This is a genomic window from Kitasatospora sp. NPDC059408, from assembly GCF_042751525.1.
Taxonomy (GTDB): Bacteria; Actinomycetota; Actinomycetes; order Streptomycetales; family Streptomycetaceae; genus Kitasatospora.
Genome location: NZ_JBHYWI010000019.1, coordinates 110,711 through 134,721, shown reverse-complemented (window position 1 = coordinate 134,721; position 24,011 = coordinate 110,711). Strand labels below are relative to the sequence as shown.

Below are 24,011 nucleotides of genomic sequence, written 5' to 3'. Positions count from 1 at the left end.
CTCGGCGGGGGCCCCGCCCGCGGTGAGCACCTCGGCGGTGGCGCGCAGGGCGTCGCCCGGCTGCTCGCCCCCGCCGCCGTCGGCGCGCGCGGACGACGCGGCGGCGGCCGACGGGGCAGCCGGGCCGGAGCCCGCGGCAGGCTGTGGCACGGCGGCGGAACCACCCGCCGGAGCACCTGCCGGAGCGGCCGCCGAAGCGGGCGCCGCCGCCTGCGGCCCGACGCTGCGGATCCGCTGCGCCAGCTCGGCGATCGCCGCGGCCTTGTCGGCCGGGTTCACCGGACCCGCCGGACTCACCGGACCCGCCGGACCCGCCGGACCCGCCGAGCCGGCCTCCGGAGCGCCGTTCTCCGTGTCACTCATCGTCCGCTCCAAAGGTCACTCCACTGCGTGTGTTGCTCGACAGGGGTCAGAGCTCGGTCCACCCCTGGTCCGGGTAGCGGTGCACCGGGGACGAGATGTCGTCCAGCGCGCCGCGGATCTCACCCGGAAGCGTAAGCGCCTCCACCGACAGCGCCGCCTGCAGCTGTGCCGCCGTCCGCGCCCCGACCAGCGCGCTCGCCACCCCGGGCCGGTCCCGCACCCACGCGAGGGCGACCGCGAGCGGGCTGCTGGCGAGCCCGTCCGCGGCGGTTGCGACGGCGTCGACGATCCGCCGCGAGCGCTCCCCGAGGTAGGGCTGGACGAAGCCGGTCAGGTAGGGCGAGGCGCCGCGCGAGTCCTGCGGGACGCCGTGCCGGTACTTGCCGGTGAGCACCCCGCGGCCGAGCGGCGACGAGGCGAGCAGCCCGACCCCGGCGTCCAGGGCGGCGGGCAGCGCCTCGCGCTCGATGCCGCGTTGGAGGAGCGAGTACTCCAGCTGCGCCCCGGCGAGCGGGGTCCGTCCGTGGTGCGCGCTCTGCCAGGTGGCGGCCCTGGCGAGCTGCCAGCCGCTGTAGTCGCAGACCCCGGCGTACCGGGCGCGCCCGGAGTTGACGGCGATGTCGAGGGCGCTGAGCGTCTCCTCGGTGGGCGTGCCGGGGTCGAACGCGTGCACCTGCCACAGGTCGACGTAGTCGGTGCCGAGCCGGCGCAGCGAGGCGTCGAGGGCGGCGAGGAGGTGGCCGCGCGAGCAGTCGAAGCGGCGGCGGGACTCCGGGACGCTGCCGGCCTTGGTGGCGATGACGAGTTCGGAGCGGGGGACGAGGCTGTCGGTGAGGCGGGAGAGGAGGTACTCGGCGCCGCCGTCGGCGTACACGTCGGCGGTGTCGACCAGGTTGCCGCCGGCGTCGACGAACTCCTTGAGCTGCTCGCCGGCCTCGTGCTCGTCGGTGTCGCGGCCCCAGGTCATGGTGCCGAGGCCGAGCCGGGAGACCTGAAGGCCGGTACGGCCGAGGTGACGATGTTCCATCCGACGGGCCCTCCACTCGGCGGGCCCGGGGCGCCCCCGATGGCCCTGTGAACGCGCAGGTGGGAACGGGACTCCCCACGTCGGCTGAGCGTAGCGGCCGGTGCACGGACAGGTGCGCAGACCCGCAGGACGATCAACGCCGGGCGGCCTGCGGCGCGGTGGCCGGATCCGCCACTACCGACCAGTAGCATCACCGCGGGGCACCCGGTTACCCTCACCACCAAGCCCACCCGACTGGAAGGTTCGGCACATGCGACTCGGCATCAACCTCGGCTACTGGGGACTCGGCATGGACGCCGACAACATCGCCGTGGCCCAGGAGGCGGACCGGCTGGGCTACTCGGTGTGCTGGGCGGCCGAGGCGTACGGCTCGGACGCGGCGACCGTGCTCAGCTTCGTCGCGGCGAGGACCGAGCGGATCGACGTCGGTTCGGCCATCTTCCAGATCCCGGCCCGCACCCCGGCCATGACCGCGATGACCGCCGCGACCCTGGACACCCTGTCCGGCGGCCGGTTCCGGCTCGGCCTCGGCGTCTCGGGCCCGCAGGTCTCCGAGGGCTGGTACGGCGTGAAGTTCGACAAGCCGCTCGCCCGCACCCGGGAGTACGTGGAGATCATCCGCAAGGCGATGTCCCGCGAGCGCCTGGTGCACGAGGGGCAGCACTGGACGCTGCCGCTGCCCGGCGGCCCGGGCAAGCCGATCAAGCTGACCGTCCACCCGGTGCGCGAGCACATCCCGCTGTACATCGCCGCGATCGGCCCGAAGAACCTGGAGCTGACCGGCGAGATCGCCGACGGCTGGCTCGGCATCTTCTTCTCGCCCGAGCACGCCGGGCTCTCCCTCGACGCGCTGCGGGCCGGCCGCGAGAAGAGCGGGCTGACGCTCGACGGCTTCGACCTCTGCCCGACGGTGAACATCGTGGTCGGCGAGGACATCAAGGCCGGCGTCGACTCGCTGCGCTCCTACGCGGCGCTGTACATCGGCGGCATGGGCAGCAAGGACAAGAACTTCTACAACCAGCTCGCCCGGCGCATGGGTTACGAGCAGGCGGCGGACGAGGTCCAGGAGAAGTACCTGGCCAAGGACTACGCGGGCGCCGCCGCGGCCGTCCCGCACGACCTGATCGACGCCACCGCGCTGATCGGCGACACCGCCCGCATCGCCGACCGCATGCAGGCCTACGCCGAGGCGGGCGTCACCACGCTCACCCTGGCCCCCGGCGGCTTCGGCCTCGACGAGCGGATCCAGGCGCTGCGCACGGGAGTCGAGGCCCTGGAGCGCGCCGGCCTCGCCTAGGAGTGTCCTGGCGCCAAGCGGCTCCTACAGCCAGTCGTGCCGCTTGAACACCCGGTGCAGCACCACGCAGACGACCGCCATCAGCCCGAGGACCGCCGGGTACCCCCAGGGCTGGTGCAGTTCGGGCATGTCGTCGAAGTTCATGCCGTAGACGCCGGCGATCATCGTCGGCACCGCGGCGAGCGCCGCCCAGGCGGAGATCTTCCGCATGTCGTCGTTCTGCTGCACGCTGACCTGCGCCAGGTTGGCGGCGAGGATGTCGGACAGCAGCCGGTCCATGCCGTCCACCTGGTCGTTCACCCGGGCCAGGTGGTCGGCGACGTCCCGCAGGTAGGGCGCCGCCTCGGGGCGCACGAAGGCGGCGCCGCGCTCCAGGCGCGACATCGGCTCCAGCAGCGGACCAGTGGCCCGGCGGACGGTCATCACCTGCCGCTTGGCGCCGTAGATCCGCCCGGCCGCGTCGCTGCCGGTGCGGCCGGGGGCGAAGATCTCCGCCTCCAGCTCGTCCAGGTCGTTCTGGAGCGCGGCGGCGACGTCCACGTAGCTGTCGACGACGGTGTCGCAGACGGAGTGCAGCACCGAACTCGGGCCGTACGTGACGAGGTCGGGCCGGTGCTCCAGCGCCTGCCGCAGGCCGCCGGGCGGGCTGTCCCCGCCGTGCCGGACGGTCAGCACGAAGTCGGCGCCGACGAAGACCATCACCTCGCCGGTGGTCACCTCGCGGGTGTCCGGGTGGTAGCCGAGGGACTTGAGCACGACGAACAGCGAGCCCTGGTAGGCCTCGACCTTGGGCCGCTGGTGGGCGCTCGCGGCGTCCTCGACGGCCAGCGGGTGCAGCCCGAACTCCGCGCTGACCCGGCCGAGTTCCTCGGCGGTCGGCTCGAAGAGGCCTATCCAGACGAAGCCGCCGGGCCCGGCGGCCGCGGCGGCTCCGCGGGTGCCCGCCGGGCCGGGCAGCTCCTCGACCAGACGGCCGTCGCGGTAGATGGCGCAGTGGACGATCATGCGGGCCATTGTGGCCCGGGGGCCCCGGCCCGCCCCGGACCGAGCCCGCCACGGAGAGCCGCCCGCCGCCCGCGCCCCCGCGCGGAGGCCGTAGGCTAGGCCCCATGCCGACCCTGCTGCTCGTCCGCCACGGCCGCTCCACCGCGAACACCGCCGGGATCCTGGCCGGTTGGACGCCCGGGGTGGACCTCGACGACACCGGGCGCGCGCAGGCCGCCGCGCTCGCGGACCGGCTCGCCGGCGTCCCGCTGGCGCAGGTCGTCAGCAGCCCGCTGGAGCGCTGCCGGCAGACCCTGGAGCCGCTGCTCGCCGCCCGGCCCGAACTGGGCGGTCCCGCCGTCGACGAGCGGCTCGGCGAGTGCCACTACGGCGAGTGGACCGGTCGCCCGCTGGCCGAGCTGGCCAAGGAGCCGCTGTGGCGCACCGTCCAGGACCACGCCGCCGCCGCGGCGTTCCCCGGTGGTGAGTCGCTGCGCGAGCTGAGCCACCGCACGGTGGACGCGGTGCGCGAGTGGAACGGGAAGATCGCCGCCGAGCACGGCGACGACGCGGTCTGGCTGGCCTGTTCGCACGGTGACGTCATCAAGGCGGTCGTCGCCGACGCGCTCGGCCTGCACCTGGACCACTTCCAGCGGATCAGCGTCGAGCCGTGCTCGGTCACCGTGATCCGCTACACGCCGCAGCGTCCCTTCGTGCTGAGAATGGGCGACACCGGTGACCTGGCCTCGCTCGCGCCCCGGCACGGCGCGGCGCCGGCCGCGCCGGCCGGTGACGCCGTGGTCGGCGGCACCGCCTGACCCACCGGGTGCCATCCCGGCCCTGGCCTCCGGCTCGGCTCCCCCGGCGGGGCCCGGAGGTCGTAGGGTGACTAACGAGTCCAACGATCCCGCGCGATCCCCCCGGCGGATCCGCATCAGAGCGACACGATCCGGAGCGAGAGCGTGCCCCGTCAGGTCTTCTTCTACGACCAGCCCGAACGGTTCGTGGCCGGCACCGTCGGCCAGCCCGGCGCCCGGGCGTTCTACCTGCAGGCCAGCGCGCGGGGCCGGATCACCAGCGTGCTGCTGGAGAAGACCCAGGTCGCCGCGCTCGCCGAGCGGATCGAGGAGGTCCTGGACGAGGCGCTGCGGCGCAGCGGCGGGGACCCCGCCATCCCGGCCGCCGCCCCGCAGGACCTGCTCGACACCGCGCCGCTGGACCTGCCGCTGGAGCAGGAGTTCCGGGTCGGCACGATGGCCCTGGCCTGGGACAGCGTGGACGGCTGCCTCGTGGTCGAGGCGCAGGCGCTGGTCGAGGAGGAGGACGAGGAGGCCGCCGAGGCGGTGTTCGAGGACGACGACGACGGCCCGGACATGCTGCGCGTGCGGCTGTCCGGCGCGATGGCCCGGGTGTTCGCCAAGCGCGCGCTGGACCTCGTCGCGGCCGGCCGCAAGCCCTGCCCGTTCTGCAACCTGCCGCTCGACCCGGAGGGCCACCTGTGCCCGCGCGCGAACGGCTACCGGCGCTGAACACCGAGACCCCGCCCCAGGCGGACCCGGCCGCGGCCGCGGCCCTCGCCGCCGACGTGCCCACCGCCCTGGCGCTGCTGCGCGAGGGCGGGCTGACGGTGCACGGCCGCCTCACCGAGGCCTCCAACGCGGCCCTCTACTGCACCGTCGCGCTCGGCTCGCTGAGTGCTCAGGCGGTCTACAAGCCGGTGGCCGGCGAGCGCCCGCTGTGGGACTTCCCGGACGGCACGCTCGCGGGCCGCGAGGTCGCCGCGTACGAGCTGTCCGCCGCCACCGGCTGGGCGCTGGTCCCGCCGACGGTGCTGCGCGACGGACCGCACGGGCCCGGCATGGTGCAGCTGTGGGTCGAGCCGGACCCGGAGGCCGACCCGCTGCTGGCCCTCCAGGACCCGTCCGGCCCGGAGCCGGGCTGGCTGCCGATCGTCCGGGCGGAGGTCGGCGGCGGGCGCACCGCGCTGTTGGTCCACCACGACGACGACCGGTTGCGCCGGCTCGCGGTGCTGGACGCGGTCCTCAACAACGCCGACCGCAAGGGCGGTCACCTGATCCCGGCGGCCGACGGCCGGGTCTACGGCATCGACCACGGCGTCACCTTCAACACCGAGGGCAAGCTGCGCACGCTGCTGTGGGGCTGGGCCGGGGATCCGCTGTCGGCCGAGGCGCTGGAGATGCTGGCCCGGCTGGCCGGGGAGCTGGACGGCGAGCTCGGTGTGCGCCTGGCCCCGCACCTGACGGCCGCCGAACTGGCCGCGACGCGCGCCCGGGTGGACGGGCTGCGCGGGACGGGGCTGCACCCGCTGCCGTCCGAGGACTGGCCCGCGATCCCCTGGCCGCCGGTGTAGGGCGTGTCCTTCGGCTGAATCGGTGGTATGGACCTGTCAGGCGGGCCGGAGCACACTGCTCCGATGGACGCACGACGGACCACCCCCACTCCCCGTGCCACGCCGGACCTGCCGCTGCACCGCCTCCAGGTCCCGCTGCCGCACCTGCTCCCGTTCGCCATCGGCACGTTCGACACGATCGGCCCGCTCTCCCGGGCCGGCTTCCCCCACCGGCACTCCTTCTACGAGATCGTGCACGTCACCGGCGGGCGCGGCGCGCACGTCCTGGACCTGGTCCACCGGCCGCTGGCGCCACCGCAGTTGTGCGTGATCGCGCCCGGCCAGGTGCACTACTGGGCGGACGCGGACGAACTCGCGGGCCGGGTCGTCCTGTTCAACGAGGACTTCCTGCTCGGCCGGCCGCGCGACCTCGCCGCCCTGCGCGCCCTGGCCACCCGGCCGGGCCTCGACCTCGGCGACCAGGCCGACCCGGTGGGCGCTCTGCTCGCCGACATGGAGCACGAGTTCCTGACCACGCCGCCCGGATTCCAGGGCGTGCTGCAGGCCAGTCTGCACATCCTCATCGTCCGCGCCCTGCGCGCCGCCTCCCCGGGCGAGCCGGGGGCGATCTCGGGCCGCCCGGGTGAACTGGCCGCCGCCTTCACCCGGTTGATCGCCCGGCCCGGCGGGGTGCGGCACTCGGTGGCCTCCAGCGCGCAGGAACTCGGTGTGTCCCCTGGCCACTTGCAGACGCTCGTCAAACAGGCCACCGGCCGCACACCGGGCGGGCTGATCCGCCGCCAGCAGACCCTGGAGGCCAAACGCCTGCTCGCCTGCACGACTTTGACGGTCCGTCAGGTCGCCCAAGAGGCCGGGTTCGCCGATCCTGCCTACTTCTGCCGCTTCTTCCGGCGGGAGACCGGCATGACGCCGGGGGAGTTCCGGGCCGGGGTCGGCGGAAATCACCACGATCCCAGGATCGCGTCCATCGCGGCGCGCCCGGACGGCCCGTAGGTTTGCCGGTGGCCACCGGTGGCCGCGCCGGCGCGCGCGGACGGCCGACCGGTCCGGCCCTTGTCATGCCCCCACCATGACAAGGGCCACCCCCCGCTTCCGTCATCCGTGCCCCCCCGAAGGAGCAGGCACATGCCCACCCCCGACGGCAGGATCAGCCGCAAGACCGTCCTGAAGGCCGCCGCGGCGCTCGGCGCCGCCCCGCTGCTGTTCGGCGGCGGCGTCGCGCTCGCCCGCGAACAGGCCGGCAGCGGCCGCGCCCTGACCCCCACCCCGGCCTGCCACGACGGCGACGAGCCCACCATCGAGCAGACCGAGGGCCCCTACTTCAAACCCGACTCCCCGCTGCGCGCCGACCTGTCCGCGGACGGCCCCGGCACCCCGCTGACCGTCAGCGGCTACGTCTTCGGCCGGGCCTGCCTGCCGATCTCCGGCGTGCTGCTGGACTTCTGGCAGGCCGACGACGGCGGCGCCTACGACAACGCCGGCTACACCTTCCGCGGCCACCAGTTCACCGACGCCCAGGGCGCGTTCCGGCTCACCACGATCGTCCCCGGCCTCTACCCCGGCCGCACCCGGCACCTGCACGTCAAGCTCCAGGCCCCCGGCCGGCCGGTGCTCACCACCCAGCTCTACTTCCCCGGCGAGCCCCGCAACAACACCGACACCATCTTCGACGCCCGGCTGCTGATGAACGTCCGCCAGTCCGGCCCCGGCGAGGAGGGCTCGTACGACTTCGTCCTGGACGTCCCGCAGACCCCCGGCAGCCCGAGCCCGACGCCGACCCCGACGCCGACCCCCACCGGGACCCCGACCGGCACGCCCACCCCGCCGCCGGGCGGCAGCTGGTCCCCGGGCCGGACCTACGCCGCGGGCGACCGCGTCACCTACTCCGGCGCCTCCTACGTCTGCCTCCAGGCGCACACCGCCATGGCCGGCTGGGAGCCGCCGAACGTACCGGCCCTCTGGCAGCGGTCCTAGGGCCTGTCTTCACACCCCCGCCCTCCGGGCGGACGACGGGGGTGTGAAGACAGGCCCCGCCGGCTCCGGCCGCGCACACCCGAGGGCCGGGCGCCCGGTCGGCGGCAGGGCCGGCCGGGCGCTCAGCCGTGCGGTCGTCGGTGCGTGGGCGGACCGTCGCACACGGAAACCGCCGGAATCCGGACCGCACCGGTCAAGGAGTGCTCAGGCCACGGCACCAAGCGAATCCAGTCGATCTTGTGCATTCTCGTGCATTGGTTAGGCTTTCAAATGTTCGCAAGGTTAAAGTCGTTCCCATGCATGCCTGGCCCGCCTCCGAGGTTCCCGCCCTGCCTGGTCAGGGGCTCCCCCTCCACATCTTCGACACTGCAGCGGGCACGGTCCGCGAGGTCGTGCCGCAGGACGGCACCGCCCGGATCTACGTCTGCGGCATCACCCCCTACGACGCGACCCACATGGGCCACGCCGCCACCTACAACGCCTTCGACCTGGTGCAGCGGGTGTGGAAGGACGCCGGTCACGACGTCCTGTACATCCAGAACGTCACCGACGTCGACGACCCGCTGCTGGAGCGCGCCGTCGCCACCGGGCAGGACTGGACGGCCCTGGCCGAGCGCGAGACGGCGCTGTTCCGCGAGGACATGACCGCGCTGCGGCTGCTCCCGCCGGCCCACTACATCGGCGCCGTCGAGTCCATCCCGTGGATCGTGCCGATCGTCCAGAAGCTGCTGGCCAGTGGCGCCGCCTACGAGGTCGACGGCGACATCTACTTCTCGGTCGACTCCGACCCGCACTTCGGCGAGGTCTCCGGCCTGACCCGCGAGGCCATGCGCCCGGTCTTCGCCGAGCGCGGCGGCGACCCGGACCGCCCCGGCAAGCGCAACCCGCTCGACGCGCTGCTCTGGCTGGCCGCCCGCCCGGGCGAGCCCGCCTGGGACACCGAGCTCGGCCACGGCCGCCCCGGCTGGCACATCGAGTGCGTCGCGATCGCGCTGCAGTACCTCGGCATGTCCTTCGACGTCCAGGGCGGCGGCAGCGACCTGTCCTTCCCGCACCACGAGATGGGCGCCTCGCACGCCCAGGTCGCCACCGGCGCCCACCCGTACGCGAAGGCGTACGTGCACGCCGGCATGGTCGCGCTGGACGGCAAGAAGATGTCCAAGTCCCGCGGCAACCTGGTCTTCGTCTCGGCGCTGCGCCGCGAGGGCGTCGACCCGGCGGCGATCCGCCTGGCCCTGCTCTCGCACCACTACCGCGAGGACTGGGAGTGGACCAAGGCCGTCCTGGACGAGGCCGTCGAGCGCCTCGCCCGCTGGCGCGCCGCGGTCTCCCGGCCGGACGGCCCGGCCGCCGAGGCGCTGCTCGCCGAGGTCCGCGCCGCGCTCGCGGACGACCTCGACGCGCCGGCCGCGCTGGCCGCCGTCGACCGCTGGGCGGCGCTCCAGGAGACCGACGGCGGCACCGACATCGGCGCCCCCGGCCTGGTCACCCGTACCGTCGACGCCCTGCTCGGCGTCGCGCTGTAGCACCGTCGGGTCCTGTAGGACCGTCATACGCCGAAGGGGCGCCAGGACCGATCGTCCTGACGCCCCTTCGGCCGTTCCGTCCTACTCGTCGTCCGCGGAGCCCTCCGGCGCCTCCCGGGTGGTCCCGGGCGCCTCCGGCTCGGCCGGCCGCTCCGCGGTGGCGTGCCCGGCCACCGGCTTCTCGCCGGTCGGACCGACGTTCTCCCGGCGGCGCAGGTAGCGCTCGAACTCGCGGGCGATCGCGTCGCCGGAGGCCTCCGGCAGCTCCGCGGTGTCCTGCGCCTCCTCCAGCTGCTGGACGTACTCGGCCACCTCGCTGTCCTCGGCGGCCAGCTGGTCGACGCCCAGCTGCCAGGCCCGGGCGTCCTCGCCGAGCTCGCCCGGCGGGATCCGCAGGTCGAGCAGGTCCTCCAGCTTGTTGATCAGGGCCAGGGTCGCCTTGGGGTTGGGCGGCTGCGCGACGTAGTGCGGCACCGCCGCCCACAGCGTCACGGCCGGCACCCCGGCGTGCGTGCAGGCCTCCTGCAGCACCCCGACGATCCCGGTCGGCCCCTCGTACCGGCTCTCCTCCAGGTCCAGCCGACGGGCCAGATCGGGGTCGGAGGTGACGGCGCTGACCGGCACCGGGCGGCTGTGCGGGGTGTCGCCGAGCAGCGCGCCCAGGATCACCACCAGCTCGACGCCCAGCTCGTGCGCGAAGCCCAGCAGCTCGTTGCAGAACGAGCGCCAGCGCATGCTCGGCTCGATGCCGCGCACCAGGACGACGTCCCGAGTCTTGGGCTCCGTCACCCGGATCACCGAGAGCCGGGTGGTGGGCCAGGTGATCCGGCGGATGCCGCCGTCCATCCAGACCGTGGGACGGTTGACCTGGAAGTCGTAGTAGTCCTCCGCGTCCAGGGCCGCGAACACCTTGCCGCCCCAGGTCTCGTCCAGGTGCGCCAGGGCCGCGGAGGCGGCGTCGCCCGCGTCGTTCCAGCCTTCGAAGGCGCAGACCATCACCGGGTCGATCAACTCGGGGACATCTTCCAGCTCGATCACCCGGCGTCTCCCTCCGAACTCCTCATCGCCCATGGAACTCCTCGCTCCACGGTCCCTACCTGCCCAGCCTACGGGCTTTGATGCGCGTCACGGCCGGGGCACCGGGACAGTCTGGGGGACCGGGCCGCCATGATCCAGCGGTTATCCGCAGGTCCGGTCACAGGAGCGCGGCGACGGTGGGCAGGTAGCCGCGGGCCTGGCCGTCGGCGGTGGGGTGGAAGGACTCCCACAGGTGGGAGACCACGATGCCGTTGATCCACTCCTCCTTGCCGCCGCCGCACGTGCCGTGCCCGTCGAAGACCGGCCGGACGTCCGCGAAGGCGAACCCGTGGGCCGCGGACTGACGGCGGATCAGCTCGTCCAGGCGGTCGGTGAGGGCGTTGAACCGCTGCCGCCTGGACTCGGTGGCGAGCAGGCAGGTGGTGCCGGTCTGGAGCAGCCGGGGGTAGCCGGTGACGACGACCCGGGCGGCCGGGGCGGCGGCGCGCACCGCCGAGTAGAGCGTGTCGAGGCGGCCGGGCAGGTCGTCGTCCAGGTGGTGCGCGGCGGTGTCGAGGGTGCGCTCGCAGCGGGCGTCGGTGGTGAGCGGCTGGAGGCAGTCGACGGCCGCCGAGGTGAAGCCGAGGTCGTTGCCGCCCACGGTGAGGGTGACCACGGTGGTGTCCGCGGCGACCTTCGGCAGCTGGTCGCGGCGGACGTCGTCGGCCCCGGCGGCGCTGCACGCGGCGTCGGTGAGGGCGGCGCCGTGCGCCGCGGCCCACAGGGCGGGGTAGCCGCGGCCGCTGCGGTGGCAGTCACCGCTGGCGGGGTCGTAGGAGCCGGCCGCGACCCCGGCCGCGTAGGAGTCGCCGAGCGCGGCGTACCTGGGGGCCGGGTCGGCCGCGGCCGGGGCGGCGAGGGCGGCGCAGAGCAGGGGGACGGCGGCCAGGGCGGCGACCGGGCGGGGGAGCGGCACGGCGGTTCTCCGGGGTCCGGGCGGGCCGGGCGCGGTCCGCCTCGGCCCATCGGGCACGGATCGTAGTCGATCGACTACCTAGCGTCGTGGCGTGCCCGCCGGGCGGGGCGGCGCGATGATGGACAACGGGGCCGGGCGGCGGGCGTGAGGAGCCGGACCGATGAACCGATGGCTGTGGATCGGCGCGGGCGTGGCGGCGGTGGCCGCCGGCACCGCGGTGGTGGCGGCGGACCGCGCGGGCCGCCGGCTCCCGGTGGAGCACGTCACCGAGGGCGGACTGGAACTCTCCCAGCCGCCCGGCGCGGTCTGGGACGTGCTGACCGACATCGACCTCTACCCCGCCTGGCGCCCCGACCTGACCCACGTCGAGCGGCTGCCCGCGGCGGCCGGCGGCCGGGAGCGCTGGCGCGAGTACGACCGGCACGGGCACACCACGTACGAGGTGGTCGCCAGCGAGGCCCCGCACCGCCTGGTGACCGGCATCGCCGACCCGGACCTGCCGTACGGCGGCACCTGGACGTACGTCCTGACGCCGGCGGGCCGGGGCTGCCTGCTGACCGTCACCGAGCGCGGCGAGGTCCGCAAGCCGCTGTACCGCGCCGTCTCCCACTACGTGACCGGCGAGGACGTGACCGTCCACCGCTACCTCGGCGCCCTCGCCCACCGCATGGCCTGAGCCCGGGGCGCGGCTACCCGACCCAGCCCCGCCGGTACTGCGCCCAGTCCTCGGGCGTCGCCGCGAAGTCCACGTACAGCGCGACGCCGAAGGCCGGGCGGTGCAGGTCCTCGCGGGCGAGGCCCAGCCGGACACCGCGCACGGCCGCGTCGACCGTCTCGGCGCCGCCCCGGTGCGCCCAGGTGTCGTCCCAGTAGAACGGCAGGCCCATCAGCAGGTCGACGTCCTTCGGCGTGGCCTCCAGGGCCAGTTCGGTCTGCAGGGCGACGTAGCCGCCGAACAGCGGCTCGGTCTGCATGCTGGTGTCGTACGTCATCACCGCGATCTGGTCGACCCGGCGGGCGGTCGCGGTGAAGTAGGCCTGGTCCCACCACTTGCCGTGCCCGCTGAGGGCGATCCCCGCGGTGTGCAGGCCGGGCAGGGGGTCGATCTGCGGGGCGGCGACGGAGAGCTTGGCACCGCGCCCGGCGGTCACCGCCCGGACCTGGTCGAGCAGGGCGAGCCAGCCGGCCGAGCCGGGGCGGATCGGCTCCATGTCGAAGTGCACCCCGTCGAAGCCGAGGTCCAGCACCTGCCGGGCGGAGGCGGTGACCCGGTCCCGGGTGGCCGCGTCCTCCAGGTCGAGGGCGTCCTTCTCGGGCTTGACCTCGTCACCCAGCCAGCCCTGCACCCGGATCTTCGGCAGTTCCCGGTGCACCGCCTCGACGAACCACTGCGCGCGCGGGTGGACGGACGGCGGCAGCGAGCCGTCGTGCTCCAGCGGGCCGGTGTGGACGTACAGGTCGCGGATGCCGGTGCCGTCGAGCTGCCGGGCGAGTGCCGCGACGTCGGCGTCGGTCTTGCGGCCGTCCACCCAGGCGTGGCCGAGCCAGACGGCGTCCCGGCCGCGGGTGCGGGCGTCGGGCGAGAGCCGGCCGACGTCGTGCAGGCGCAGCGCGACGAGCAGTCCCCCGATCGTGGCCACCGGAACGGCCGCGGCCACGGCGAGCGCGACCAGCGCCCTGCGCCACCACGACCAGCCCCGCCAGCGGGCCCCGAATGCGCTGAACGGCACCGCCAGTGCCCGGCCCATCCGTCCCGCGGACGTGCGTGCGCGCCCCAACCGATTGCTCCCCCCTTGCGGCCGAGCGTTCAGGATACGAAATGCACAGTCGCGCCGGGCCGTGGGACGGATACCCTGGCCACGTGCGCGCCCGACCAAGCGGGAGCGCAAAGCCGACAGCCGTCGCACCAGGGAGAAGCCCCATGGCCACTGCAGCCGAACCGTCCATCACTCAGCAGAGCCGCGCGAACGCGTTGCGCGAGGCCCTCGCCACCCGGGTGGTGGTCGCCGACGGGGCGATGGGCACCATGCTCCAGGCCCAGGACCCGACCATGGAGGACTTCCAGGACCTGGAGGGCTGCAACGAGGTCCTGAACCTCACCCGCCCCGACATCGTCCGGTCCGTCCACGAGGCCTACTTCGCGGTGGGCGTGGACTGCGTCGAGACCAACACCTTCGGTGCCAACTTCGCCGCGCTCGGCGAGTACGACATCCCCGAGCGCATCTTCGAGCTGTCCGAGGCCGGCGCCCGGATCGCCCGCGAGGTCGCCGACGCGCACACCGCCGCCGACGGCCGCACCCGCTGGGTGCTCGGCTCGATCGGGCCCGGCACCAAGCTGCCCACCCTCGGCCACGCCCCGTACGAGGCCCTGCGCGACGGCTTCCAGGAGAACGCGGCCGGCCTGATCGCCGGCGGCGCCGACGCCCTGCTGGTCGAGACCAGCCAGGACCTCCTGCAGACCAAGGCCGCGATCCTCGGCTCCAAGCGCGCCCTCGCCGCGGCCGGCCTGGACCTCCCGGTGCTGGTGCAGGTGACGGTGGAGACCACCGGCACGATGCTGCTCGGCTCGGAGATCGGCGCCGCGCTCACCGCGCTGGAGCCGCTCGGCGTCGACTACATCGGCCTCAACTGCGCCACCGGCCCGGCCGAGATGAGCGAGCACCTGCGCTACCTGGCCAAGAACGCCCGGATCGGCCTGTCCTGCATGCCGAACGCGGGCCTGCCGGTGCTCGGCAAGGACGGCGCCCACTACCCGCTGTCCCCGGCCGAACTGGCCGAGGCGCACGACGTGTTCACCCGCGAGTACGGGCTGTCGCTGGTCGGCGGCTGCTGCGGCACGACGCCGGAGCACCTGCGCGCGGTGGTCGAGCGCGTCCAGGGCCGCGCGATCGCCCCGCGCACGCCGCAGCCGGACCCGTCGGCGGCGTCGCTGTACCAGGCGGTGCCGTTCCGCCAGGACACCTCGTACCTCGCGATCGGCGAGCGCACCAACGCCAACGGCTCGAAGAAGTTCCGCGAGTCGATGCTGGCCGGCGACTGGCAGGCCTGCGTGGAGATCGCCCGCGACCAGATCCGGGACGGCTCCCACCTGCTGGACCTGTGCGTCGACTACGTCGGCCGCGACGGCGTCGCCGACATGAAGGAGATCGCCGGCCGCCTGGCGACCGCCTCGACCCTGCCGATCGTCCTGGACTCCACCGAGCCGCCCGTGCTGCAGGCCGGCCTGGAGGCGCTCGGCGGGCGCGCGGTGCTCAACTCGGTCAACTACGAGGACGGCAACGCCCCCGACTCGCGCTTCGGCAGGATCGCCTCGCTGGCCCGCGAGCACGGCGCCGGCCTGATCGCGCTGACCATCGACGAGGAGGGCCAGGCCCGCACCGCGGACAAGAAGGTCGAGATCGCCGAGCGGCTGATCGCCGAGCTCACCGCGGACTACGGCATCGACGAGGGCTCGATCCTGGTCGACTGCCTCACCTTCACCCTGGCCACCGGCCAGGAGGAGTCCCGCCGGGACGGCATCGAGACGATCGGGGCGATCCGCGAGCTCAAGCGCCGCCGCCCGGACGTGCAGACCACCCTCGGCCTGTCCAACATCTCCTTCGGCCTCAACCCGGCCGCCCGCGTCGTCCTCAACTCGGTCTTCCTGCACGAGTGCGTCGAGGCCGGCCTGGACTCGGCGATCGTCCACGCGTCGAAGATCCTGCCGATCTCCCGGATCCCCGAGGACCAGCGCGAGGCCGCCCTCGACCTGGTCTACGACCGCCGCCGGGACGGCTACGACCCGCTGCAGCGCCTACTGGAGCTGTTCGAGGGCGTCTCCTCGGCCTCGGTGAAGGCGTCCAAGGCGGAGGAGCTGGCCGCGCTCCCGCTGGACGAGCGGCTCCAGCGCCGGATCATCGACGGGGAGCGGGGCGGCCTGGAGGCCGACCTGGACGAGGCGCTCACCGCGCGGCCCGCGCTGGAGATCATCAACGAGACCCTGCTGTCCGGCATGAAGGTGGTCGGCGAGCTGTTCGGCTCGGGCCAGATGCAGCTGCCCTTCGTGCTCCAGTCCGCCGAGGTCATGAAGACCGCGGTGGCGCACCTGGAGCCGCACATGGAGAAGTCCGACTCGGAGGGCAAGGGCACGATCGTGCTGGCCACCGTCAAGGGCGACGTCCACGACATCGGCAAGAACCTGGTCGACATCATCCTGTCCAACAACGGCTACAACGTCGTCAACCTCGGCATCAAGCAGCCGGTTTCGGCGATCCTGGACGCCGCGCAGGAGCACCGGGCCGACGTCATCGGGATGTCCGGGCTGCTGGTCAAGTCGACCGTGATCATGAAGGAGAACCTGGAGGAGCTCAACCAGCGCAAGCTGGCGGCCGACTACCCGGTGATCCTCGGCGGCGCCGCGCTCACCCGGGCGTACGTCGAGCAGGACCTCCACGAGATCTACGAGGGCGAAGTCCGGTACGCCCGCGACGCGTTCGAGGGCCTGCGGCTGATGGACGCGCTGATCGCCGTCAAGCGCGGCGTGCCCGGCGCGGTGCTGCCCGAGCTCAAGCAGCGCCGGCACGCCCGGGTCGAGGTGGAGGAGCCGGAGCCGGAGGTCAACCTCGGCCAGATCCGCTCCGACGTCGCCGTCGACAACGCCGTGCCCGTCCCGCCGTTCTGGGGCGACCGCATCGTCAAGGGCATCCCGTTCGCCGACTACGCGTCCTGGCTGGACGAGGACGCGCTGTTCAAGGGCCAGTGGGGCCTGAAGGCGGCGCGCTCCGGCGAGGGGCCGTCGTACGAGGAGCTGGTGGAGACCGAGGGCCGCCCGCGGCTGCGCGCCTGGCTGGACCGGCTGCAGACCGAGGGCTGGCTGGAGGCGGCCGTGGTCTACGGCTACTACCCGGCCAACTCCAAGGGCGACGACCTGATCGTCTTCCACGAGGACGGCACCGAGCGCACCCGCTTCACCTTCCCCCGCCAGCGGCGCGGGCGCCGGCTCTGCCTGGCCGACTTCTTCCGCCCGGAGGAGTCCGGCGTGCGGGACGTCGTCGGCCTGCAGGTGGTCACCATGGGCAACCGGATCTCGGAGGCGGCCAACGAGCTGTTCGCCGGGAACTCCTACCGCGACTACCTGGAGCTGCACGGCCTCTCGGTGCAGCTGGCCGAGGCGCTGGCCGAGTTCTGGCACGCCCGGGTCCGCTACGAGCTCGGCTTCTCCGGCGAGGACCCGCAGGACGTCAAGGACATGTTCGCGCTCAAGTACCGCGGCGCCCGCTTCTCGCTCGGCTACGGCGCCTGCCCGGAGCTGGAGGACCGCGCCAAGATCGCCGAGCTGCTGAAGCCCGAGCGGATCGGCGTGGTGCTCTCCGAGGAGTTCCAGCTCCACCCGGAGCAGTCCACGGACGCGATCGTGATCCACCACCCGGAGGCGAAGTACTTCAACGCCCGGTAACCAGGACGCCCCCGCGCGTTCGCTCTTTTCCGGCGAACCGGGCGTATCCTTGATGATCCTGAACGGGCCGGTCCGCTCACCAGCGGGCCGGCCCGTGCCATCCCCGGAGCACCTGCGGGGCACTCGGAAGGATCACCATGACCAGCATCTCCACCGCCGTCGCGGCGCTCGACCACGGGGACGACCGCGGCCTGCAGGCGGTGCTGCTGGACATGGACGGGACGCTGGTCGACACCGAGGACTTCTGGTGGCAGGCCGAGGCCTCGCTGTTCGCCGAGCTCGGCTACGCGCTCGACGAGGCGGACCGCGCCCAGGTGGTGGGCGGCCCGATGAGCCGGGTGATCGACTACCTGCTCGCCAGGACCGGCGTCGACCTCTCCCCGGCCGATCTGACGGTGCTCATCAACCAGCGCTTCGTCGACCTGCTGGGCGGCGGCGTGCCGCTCATGCCGGGCGCCGAGCGGCTCCTCAACACCCTTGCCGCGCACGGGATCCCGGCCGCCCTGGTGTCGGCCTCGCACCGGCACGTCATCGACATCGTGCTGCGCTCGCTGGGCGCCGAGCACTTCGCCTTCACCGTCGCCGGGGACGAGGTGCCACGCACCAAGCCGCACCCGGACCCGTACCTGGAGGCGGCCCGCCGGCTGGGCGCGGAACCGGCCCGCTGCGTGGTGGTCGAGGACGCGCCGACCGGGGTGAAGGCGGCCGAGGCGGCCGGCTGCCCGGTGATCGCGGTGCCCTCGGTCGCGCGGATCGAGTCGGCCCCCGGGCGGCTGGTGCTGTCCTCGCTGGAGCAGGTCGACCTCGAACTGCTGCGCTCGCTGGTCGCCTCGCGCGTGTGATTGTGGTCTCATTGCCCCGGCGGCCTACCGACCGGTAAGGGGCCCCGGGCGGCCCGATCCGGTGGTCATCGGGGGAGAAAACGGGCATTGGTCGACAACTCGCCGAGGGAGCCGGGCTGCCCCGGATCACCGTGTCCCAAACGTCATCCACGCGGGTATCGGTCGTGCGTGTTCGATATGGCACGCTACTCCAGTTCGTTCCCGCCCTCGCAGCCCTGCCACCGCCGCCGACGGGTACCCCCGGTCCCGGCGCCGGTCGCACGACGCGCACCCCAGAAGGACGCGCCCCGTGAAGACTTCCGCTGAACGCCTGGCAGTACTCGGCTGCGCCGGCCTGGTCGCCGTGACGGTGGCCGGCTGCGGATCCGTCACCGACGCGGTCAAGGGCGGCGGCGGCAGCAGCTCGGTCACCATGGGCACCGCCCAGCTCACCAGCGTGCTGGACCCGGCCGGGTCCTACGACTCCGGCTCCTGGCTGATCCTGCGCAACACCTTCCAGTCGCTGCTGGTCTTCCCCGCCGCCTCCAGCTCGCCCTCCCCGGACGCCGCGCAGTCCTGCGAGTTCACCACCGGCGACTCCACCCAGTACCACTGCGTGCTGCGCCCCGGCCTCAAGTTCTCCAACGGCCACCCGCTGACCGCCGCCGACGTCGTGTTCTCGATCGAGCGCACCAAGAAGATCAACGACAAGAACGGCCCGTCCGGGCTGCTCTCCTCGATCAAGTCCGTCGAGGCCAAGGGCGACAACGAGGTGGTCTTCCAGCTCACCGCGCCCGACGCGACCCTCCCGGCCAAGCTCGCCAGCCCGGTCGGCGCGATCGTCGACCACCAGGTGTACCCGGCCGACGCGCTGCTGCCCAACGACAAGCTGGTCGGCTCCGGCCCGTACAAGCTCGACTCGGTCGAGGCCCTGGGCGGCGGCGGCAAGAGCATCGGCAAGGTCGCGCTGTCGGCCAACGACAAGTACAACGGCGACGTCAAGCTGCGGAACAGCAAGTTCACCGTCCGCTACTACGACCAGGCCGCCGACCTGAAGGCCGCGCTCGACAAGGGCGACGTCGACCTCACCGACGACAGCCTGGACCCGAACACCGCCGCCCAGATCCGCTCCGACCAGCAGGGCGGCAAGGGCGACCTCCAGGTCGTCGAGGGCGACAGCAACAACACCCGCTCGCTGGTCTTCAACACCAAGGACGCGGTCGTCGGCAACGTCGCCGTCCGCCAGGCCGCCGCCGCGCTGCTCGACCGCAAGGCGCTCGCCCGCGACGTCTTCGCCCGCACCGTCCAGCCGCTGTACTCGATGGTCCCGGCCGGCGTCACCGGCCACAACACCGTCTTCTTCGACAAGTACGGCGACCAGGACGTCAGCAAGGCGAAGAAGTTCCTCACCGACGCCAAGGTGCAGCTGCCCGTCAAGATCACCCTCACGTGGTCCCGCTCGCGGGCCGGCGCGGCCGAGGCCGACACGGTGAAGAAGCAGCTGGAGACCGGCGGCCTGTTCCAGGTGACGGTCCAGCAGGAGGCCGACTGGGACAAGTACAAGGCCGGCTTCGCCGACGGCAAGTACCAGGCCTACATCCTCGGCTGGTTCGCCGACTACCCGGACGCCGACAACTACATCAGCCCGCTGGTCGTCGACGGCGGCGTCTACCACGACGGCTGGGACGACCCGCGGATCAGCCAGAAGCTGGTGCCGGACGGCCTCAAGATGACCGACCGCGGCGCGGCGGCCGGCAACTACAACCAGATCCAGTCGATCGTCGCCGACAACGCTCCGCTCGTCCCGCTGTTCCAGGACAAGGCGTTCTACGCGGCCCGCTCGTACATCACCGGGGTCGAGTCCACCGTCGACACCACCGGCGTCTTCCGCTTCGGCGAGATCGGCCGCAGCAGCAAGTAGCGCCCGACGGCGACGGCCCGTCCGCTTCCCACACCGGGGGAGGCGGACGGGCCGTCGCCGTCTGTGGAGCGTCCTACAGCGCGCCCGGACGCACCAGACCGCTCTCGTACGCGTACACCGCCGCCTGCACGCGGTCCCGCAGCTGGAGCTTCGTCAGGACGTGCCCCACGTGCGTCTTCACCGTCGTCTCGCTGACGAACAGTTCGGCCGCGATCTCCGCGTTCGACAGCCCGCGCGCCACCAGCTTGAGCACCTCCAGCTCCCGCTCGGTGAGCGCGTTCAGCGCCTGCGGCGGCGCCTCCTCGCCCGAGGGCAGCTTGGTGGCGTACATGTCCAGCAGCCGCCGGGTGATGCTCGGCGCCAGCATCGCCGCGCCGTCCGCGACCACCCGGATCGCCTGCACCAGCTCCTCGGCCGGCACGTCCTTCAGCAGGAAGCCGCTGGCGCCCGCGCGCAGCGCCTCCACCACGTACTCGTCCAGGTCGAAGGTGGTCAGCACCAGCACCTTGGCCGGGCCGTCCCGCCCCGGGCCGGCGATCCGGCGGGTCGCCTCGACGCCGTCCATCCTGGGCATCCGGATGTCCATCAGCACCACGTCGGGCTGCAGCGCCCGGACCTGGTCCAGCGCCTGCTGACCGTCGCCGGCCTCACCGACCACCACCAGGTCGGACTCGGCCTCCAGGATCATCCGGAAACCGGTGCGCAGCAGCGGCTGGTCGTCGACCAGCAGCACTCGGATCGTCACTAGGACTCCTTGCCGTTCGGATCCCCCGTGGGATCGTCCTCTTCAGACGTACGGGCCATGTGCTGGCCTGAGAATTCCCGGCTAGCCCGCGGCGCCGGGGCACGCGCCTCGCTGCGTTGTCGTCGGTCGCCCGATGCTCCGCATCGCCTCCCTCCTCCGCCTTGCGATGCACGCACCCCAACACCGCGGGCGTTCGCCGGCAATTCTCAGGCCAGCACGGGCAGCGGGTACGGCGGGGGCGTCCCGCCGAACTCCGGGCAGCTGGCCTGGTGGTCGCACCAGTCGCAGAGCCGGTTGCGGGTGGCCGGGAACTCCCCGGTGGCCACCGCGTGGGTGATCCGCTCCCAGAGCGCCTGCAGCTTGCGCTCCACGGCGAGCAGGTCCGCCTCGTCCGGGTCGTAGGAGACGACGTCCCCGCCCCCGCCGAGGTACACCAGCTGGAGCCGCTTGGGGATCACGCCCTTCCAGCGCCACACCACCAGCGCGTAGAACTTCATCTGGAACATCGCCTTGCCCTCGAAGTCCCGCGAGGGCGCCCGGCCGGTCTTGTAGTCGACGAGGCGGACCTCGCCGGTCGGGGCGACGTCGACCCGGTCGATGTAGCCGCGCAGCAGCAGGCCCGACTCCAGGGCCGTCTCCACGTACAGCTCCCGCTCCACCGGGTGCAGCCGGGTCGGGTCCTCCAGCCGGAACCACTGGCCGACCAGCTTCTCGGCGTCCGCCAGCCAGCGGGTGAGCGCCGCGCCGTCCGGGTCGTCCGGGAACAGCCCGCCGAGCTCCGGCCGCTCGCCCAGCAGCCGCTCCCACTGCGGGCGCAGCAGGCCGAGCGCCCGCTCCGGCGTCCGCTCGACGGCCGCGCTGTCGAACAGCCGCTCCAGCACCGCGTGCACCAGGGTGCCCCGGGTCGCCGCCGCGCTCGGCGGCTCCGGCAGCCGGTCGATCACCCGCAGCCGGTACAGCAGCGGGCAGGTGAGGAAGTCACCCGCACGGGACGGGGACAGGCCGGTCGGGGGCGCCGCCGGGCGCGCCGGGGCCCCGGCGGCACTGGTGGTGTCGGTCTGCTGCATGGCTACGACCCTATTGCCCCGCGCTGCCATACCGCTGCCACCGTGCTGTCACGGGGCTGGGCAGGGCCCGCGCCAGTGGGTATGAAGCCAGACAGAGGGGCGCGCGGCGCCCTGCCGCCGAGATCACGTAGCGTGGGCACACCGGCGCAACTCGGGGGAGTCGACCGAAGGGATCACGGTGAGCGACAGCAGGGGGCAGCAGACCTCCGACCAGCCGCCGCACGGCGGTGGTCGCCCGCCCGGCCGGCCGCCGGAGCCGCGGAAGGAGCGCGGCGGCGGCATCCTCATGGGCCGCCCGTTCGGGGTGCCCATCTACGTCACCCCCTCCTGGTTCGTCATCGCGGCCCTGATCACCTGGGTCTTCGGGGGCCAGCTGAACGACGTCCTGCCGGACCTCGGCGGCTCGCGCTACCTGGTCGCCTTCTCCTTCGCCGTCGCCTTCTACGCCTCCGTCCTGGTGCACGAGCTCGCCCACACGCTGGTCGCGCTGCGCTACCGCCTCGGCGTGCGCCGCATCCAGCTGCAGTTCTTCGGCGGCGTCTCCGAGATCGAGAACGAGGCCGAGACGCCGTGGCGGGAGTTCTGGCTGGCCTTCGTCGGCCCGCTGCTGTCGCTCGTGCTCGGCGGGGTCTTCTACCTCGCCATGCAGGCCGTGGAGCTCTCCTCGGTGCCCGGGGTGCTGCTCACCGGCCTGATGGTCTCCAACCTCGTCGTCGCCGTCTTCAACCTGCTGCCCGGACTGCCGCTGGACGGCGGCCGGATGCTGCGCGCGGTTGTCTGGGCCGTCACCGGCAGGCCGATGACCGGCACCGTCGCCGCCGCGTGGGTCGGGCGGGCGCTGGCCGTCGCCGTGCTCATCGGGCTGCCGCTGGTCAGCGCCTCCCGCGGGGTCGGGCGGACCGGCACCGACACCCTCGTCGACGCCGTCATCGCCGCCGTCCTGGCCGCGATCATCTGGAACGGCGCCGGCGCCAGCGTGCGCAACGCCCGGCTCAAGGAGGCCCTGCCCGGCCTGCGGCTGCGCGACCTCGCCCGCCGCACCGTCGAGGTCACCGCCGACACCCCGCTCGGCGAGGCGCTGCGGCGCGCCCGCGAGGCGCAGGCCGGGGCCGTGGTCGTGGTGGACGGCCGGGGCGAGCCGATCGCGATCGTCCGCGAGTCCGCCGTGCGCGCGGTGCCCGAGCACCGCCGCCCGTGGGTCGCCGTCGGACCGCTCGCCCGCGACCTCGAACCCGGCCTGCGGCTCAGCGCCGACCTCACCGGCGAGGACCTCCTGCACGCCGTGCGCGCCACCCCGGCCGGGGAGTACCTGGTGGTCGAGTCCGACGGCCGGGTGTACGGCGTCGTCGCGCTCACCGACATCGAGCAGCGCCTCACCGCCGCCGTCGCGGGGCACTAGGACGGCCCCGGGACGGCACCGGCCGGGGGCGCGGCGGGCGGGAGGTCGCGCTTCCCTTAGGATTGGCCGCATGTCCGAACCGACCGGTGCCGCCCGCCGACGCGGGCCCTTCCAGGTCGGGGACCAGGTCCAGCTGACCGACCCCAAGGGTCGCCACTACACGTTCACGCTCCAGGCCGGGAACCAGTTCCACACCCACAAGGGTGCGTTCCCGCACGACGAGCTGATCGGCGCTCCTGAAGGCACGGTCGTGCGCACCACGGGGAACGTCCCGTACCTCGCGCTGCGCCCCCTGCTCCCCGACTACGTCCTCTCCATGCCACGCGGCGCCGCCGTGATCTACCCCAAGGACGCGGGCCAGATCCTCGCGATGGCCGACATCTTCGCGGGCGCCCGCGTGGTGGAGGCCGGCGTGGGGTCCGGCGCGCTCAGCACCTACCTGCTGCGCGCCGTCGGCGAGCAGGGCATGCTGGCCTCCTACGAGCGTCGGCAGGACTTCGCCGACATCGCCAAGAGCAACGTCGAGCGCTACTTCGGCGGCTCCCACCCGGCGTGGAAGCTCACCGTCGGCGACCTCCAGGACAACCTGGTCGAGAGCGACGTCGACCGCATCATCCTCGACATGCTCGCCCCCTGGGAGTGCCTGGACGTCGCCTCCAAGGCGCTCGTCCCCGGCGGCCTCATCTGCTGCTACGTGGCCACCACCACGCAGATGTCCAAGACCGTCGAGGCGCTGCGCGACCACGGCACCTTCACCGAGCCGCAGGCCTGGGAGACCATGGTCCGCACCTGGCACCTGGAGGGCCTGGCGGTCCGCCCGGACCACCGGATGATCGGCCACACCGGCTTCCTGCTCACCGCCCGCCGCCTCGCCGACGGCGTCGAGCCGCCGCTGCGCCGCCGCCGCCCGGCCAAGGGCGCGTACGGCGAGGACTACGACAACGGGTCGCCCGAGCCGACCCTGCAGGAGCGCGCGGCCGCCCGCGCCGCCGTGGCCGAGGACACCGACCTCGGCTGACGCACGACCGTCGAGGAGGGGTGGCACGGCCGGGCCGTGCCACCCCTCCGGCGTTCCCGCCCCGGTCACCG

At 73.5% G+C, this 24,011-nt stretch carries 20 protein-coding genes and 1 pseudogene; 13 read left to right on the top strand and 8 right to left on the bottom strand.

The annotated features are described in order from the left end of the window. Positions 1-363: pseudogene (locus ACFXDE_RS15515) on the bottom strand (hypothetical protein); the annotation flags it as partial. A gap of 46 nt (positions 364-409) precedes the next feature. After that, entirely contained in the window at positions 410-1,390 is a 981-nt protein-coding gene (locus tag ACFXDE_RS15510; RefSeq protein ID WP_380494438.1) for an aldo/keto reductase, read from the bottom strand. 250 nt (positions 1,391-1,640) lie between these two features. On the opposite strand from ACFXDE_RS15510, the gene ACFXDE_RS15505 reads away from it, so the two are divergent. Further along, on the top strand, positions 1,641-2,687 hold the full coding sequence (locus ACFXDE_RS15505) for an LLM class F420-dependent oxidoreductase (protein WP_380494435.1): 1,047 nt from the start codon (positions 1,641-1,643) through the stop codon (positions 2,685-2,687). A 24-nt stretch (positions 2,688-2,711) separates the two neighbouring features. Here the strand turns inward: ACFXDE_RS15505 and ACFXDE_RS15500 are convergent, their stop codons facing one another. After that, on the bottom strand, positions 2,712-3,701 hold the full coding sequence (locus tag ACFXDE_RS15500) for a magnesium and cobalt transport protein CorA (protein ID WP_380494433.1): 990 nt from the start codon (positions 3,699-3,701) through the stop codon (positions 2,712-2,714). A gap of 95 nt (positions 3,702-3,796) precedes the next feature. On the opposite strand from ACFXDE_RS15500, the gene ACFXDE_RS15495 reads away from it, so the two are divergent. The 6 genes from ACFXDE_RS15495 (at position 3,797) to mshC (ending at position 9,542) form a co-directional block, all read left to right on the top strand. Next, positions 3,797-4,489: a histidine phosphatase family protein gene (locus tag ACFXDE_RS15495; RefSeq protein WP_380494431.1), complete on the top strand. Its 693-nt coding sequence runs from the start codon at positions 3,797-3,799 to the stop codon at positions 4,487-4,489. A gap of 144 nt (positions 4,490-4,633) precedes the next feature. Then, positions 4,634-5,200, top strand: a complete 567-nt coding sequence (locus tag ACFXDE_RS15490; RefSeq protein WP_380445478.1) for a DUF3090 domain-containing protein — start codon at positions 4,634-4,636, stop codon at positions 5,198-5,200. 56 nt (positions 5,201-5,256) lie between these two features. Then, positions 5,257-6,042 (top strand): SCO1664 family protein, encoded by a 786-nt coding sequence (locus ACFXDE_RS15485; protein WP_380494449.1) that lies wholly within the window; start codon positions 5,257-5,259, stop codon positions 6,040-6,042. A 63-nt stretch (positions 6,043-6,105) separates the two neighbouring features. Beyond that, entirely contained in the window at positions 6,106-7,035 is a 930-nt protein-coding gene (locus ACFXDE_RS15480) for an AraC family transcriptional regulator (RefSeq protein WP_380494429.1), read from the top strand. 132 nt (positions 7,036-7,167) lie between these two features. Next, entirely contained in the window at positions 7,168-8,016 is an 849-nt protein-coding gene (locus tag ACFXDE_RS15475) for a carbohydrate-binding protein (protein ID WP_380445476.1), read from the top strand. Positions 8,017-8,312: 296 nt separating this feature from the next. Then, positions 8,313-9,542 carry a cysteine--1-D-myo-inosityl 2-amino-2-deoxy-alpha-D-glucopyranoside ligase gene (gene mshC / locus ACFXDE_RS15470; protein ID WP_380494426.1) on the top strand — a complete coding sequence of 410 codons (1,230 nt, stop codon included), beginning with the start codon at positions 8,313-8,315 and terminating at the stop codon, positions 9,540-9,542. A gap of 81 nt (positions 9,543-9,623) precedes the next feature. Here the strand turns inward: mshC and ACFXDE_RS15465 are convergent, their stop codons facing one another. Both ACFXDE_RS15465 and ACFXDE_RS15460 read right to left on the bottom strand, forming a co-directional pair. Further along, positions 9,624-10,580, bottom strand: coding sequence for a PAC2 family protein (locus ACFXDE_RS15465; protein ID WP_380445474.1), 957 nt, complete (start codon positions 10,578-10,580; stop codon positions 9,624-9,626). Between the two features lie 157 nt (positions 10,581-10,737). Then, complete coding sequence (locus tag ACFXDE_RS15460) at positions 10,738-11,535, bottom strand: SGNH/GDSL hydrolase family protein (RefSeq protein WP_380494423.1); 798 nt, start codon at positions 11,533-11,535, stop codon at positions 10,738-10,740. A 160-nt stretch (positions 11,536-11,695) separates the two neighbouring features. Here ACFXDE_RS15460 and ACFXDE_RS15455 point away from each other — a divergent pair, with 160 nt between their 5' ends. Further along, positions 11,696-12,211 carry an SRPBCC domain-containing protein gene (locus tag ACFXDE_RS15455; protein ID WP_380445472.1) on the top strand — a complete coding sequence of 172 codons (516 nt, stop codon included), beginning with the start codon at positions 11,696-11,698 and terminating at the stop codon, positions 12,209-12,211. A gap of 13 nt (positions 12,212-12,224) precedes the next feature. Here ACFXDE_RS15455 and ACFXDE_RS15450 read toward each other — a convergent pair whose 3' ends face one another. Beyond that, positions 12,225-13,313 (bottom strand): hypothetical protein, encoded by a 1,089-nt coding sequence (locus ACFXDE_RS15450; RefSeq protein ID WP_380494421.1) that lies wholly within the window; start codon positions 13,311-13,313, stop codon positions 12,225-12,227. A gap of 143 nt (positions 13,314-13,456) precedes the next feature. Here ACFXDE_RS15450 and metH point away from each other — a divergent pair, with 143 nt between their 5' ends. The 3 genes from metH to ACFXDE_RS15435 all read left to right on the top strand — a co-directional run bounded on the left by metH (position 13,457) and on the right by ACFXDE_RS15435 (position 19,711). Further along, positions 13,457-16,969 (top strand): methionine synthase, encoded by a 3,513-nt coding sequence (gene metH, locus ACFXDE_RS15445; RefSeq protein ID WP_380494418.1) that lies wholly within the window; start codon positions 13,457-13,459, stop codon positions 16,967-16,969. Positions 16,970-17,106: 137 nt separating this feature from the next. Then, positions 17,107-17,811 carry an HAD family hydrolase gene (locus ACFXDE_RS15440; protein WP_380445469.1) on the top strand — a complete coding sequence of 235 codons (705 nt, stop codon included), beginning with the start codon at positions 17,107-17,109 and terminating at the stop codon, positions 17,809-17,811. Between the two features lie 289 nt (positions 17,812-18,100). Continuing rightward, complete coding sequence (locus ACFXDE_RS15435) at positions 18,101-19,711, top strand: ABC transporter substrate-binding protein (RefSeq protein ID WP_380494415.1); 1,611 nt, start codon at positions 18,101-18,103, stop codon at positions 19,709-19,711. A 73-nt stretch (positions 19,712-19,784) separates the two neighbouring features. On the opposite strand, the gene ACFXDE_RS15430 is transcribed toward ACFXDE_RS15435, so the two are convergent. Further along, positions 19,785-20,456 carry a response regulator transcription factor gene (locus ACFXDE_RS15430; protein WP_030299918.1) on the bottom strand — a complete coding sequence of 224 codons (672 nt, stop codon included), beginning with the start codon at positions 20,454-20,456 and terminating at the stop codon, positions 19,785-19,787. 206 nt (positions 20,457-20,662) lie between these two features. Continuing rightward, positions 20,663-21,523: a RecB family exonuclease gene (locus ACFXDE_RS15425; protein WP_380494413.1), complete on the bottom strand. Its 861-nt coding sequence runs from the start codon at positions 21,521-21,523 to the stop codon at positions 20,663-20,665. A gap of 178 nt (positions 21,524-21,701) precedes the next feature. Between ACFXDE_RS15425 and ACFXDE_RS15420 the strand changes: the two genes are divergently transcribed. Both ACFXDE_RS15420 and ACFXDE_RS15415 read left to right on the top strand, forming a co-directional pair. Further along, positions 21,702-22,922, top strand: coding sequence for a site-2 protease family protein (locus tag ACFXDE_RS15420; protein ID WP_380494411.1), 1,221 nt, complete (start codon positions 21,702-21,704; stop codon positions 22,920-22,922). Between the two features lie 70 nt (positions 22,923-22,992). Further along, complete coding sequence (locus ACFXDE_RS15415; RefSeq protein WP_380494409.1) at positions 22,993-23,940, top strand: tRNA (adenine-N1)-methyltransferase; 948 nt, start codon at positions 22,993-22,995, stop codon at positions 23,938-23,940. Positions 23,941-24,011: the final 71 nt, after the last annotated feature.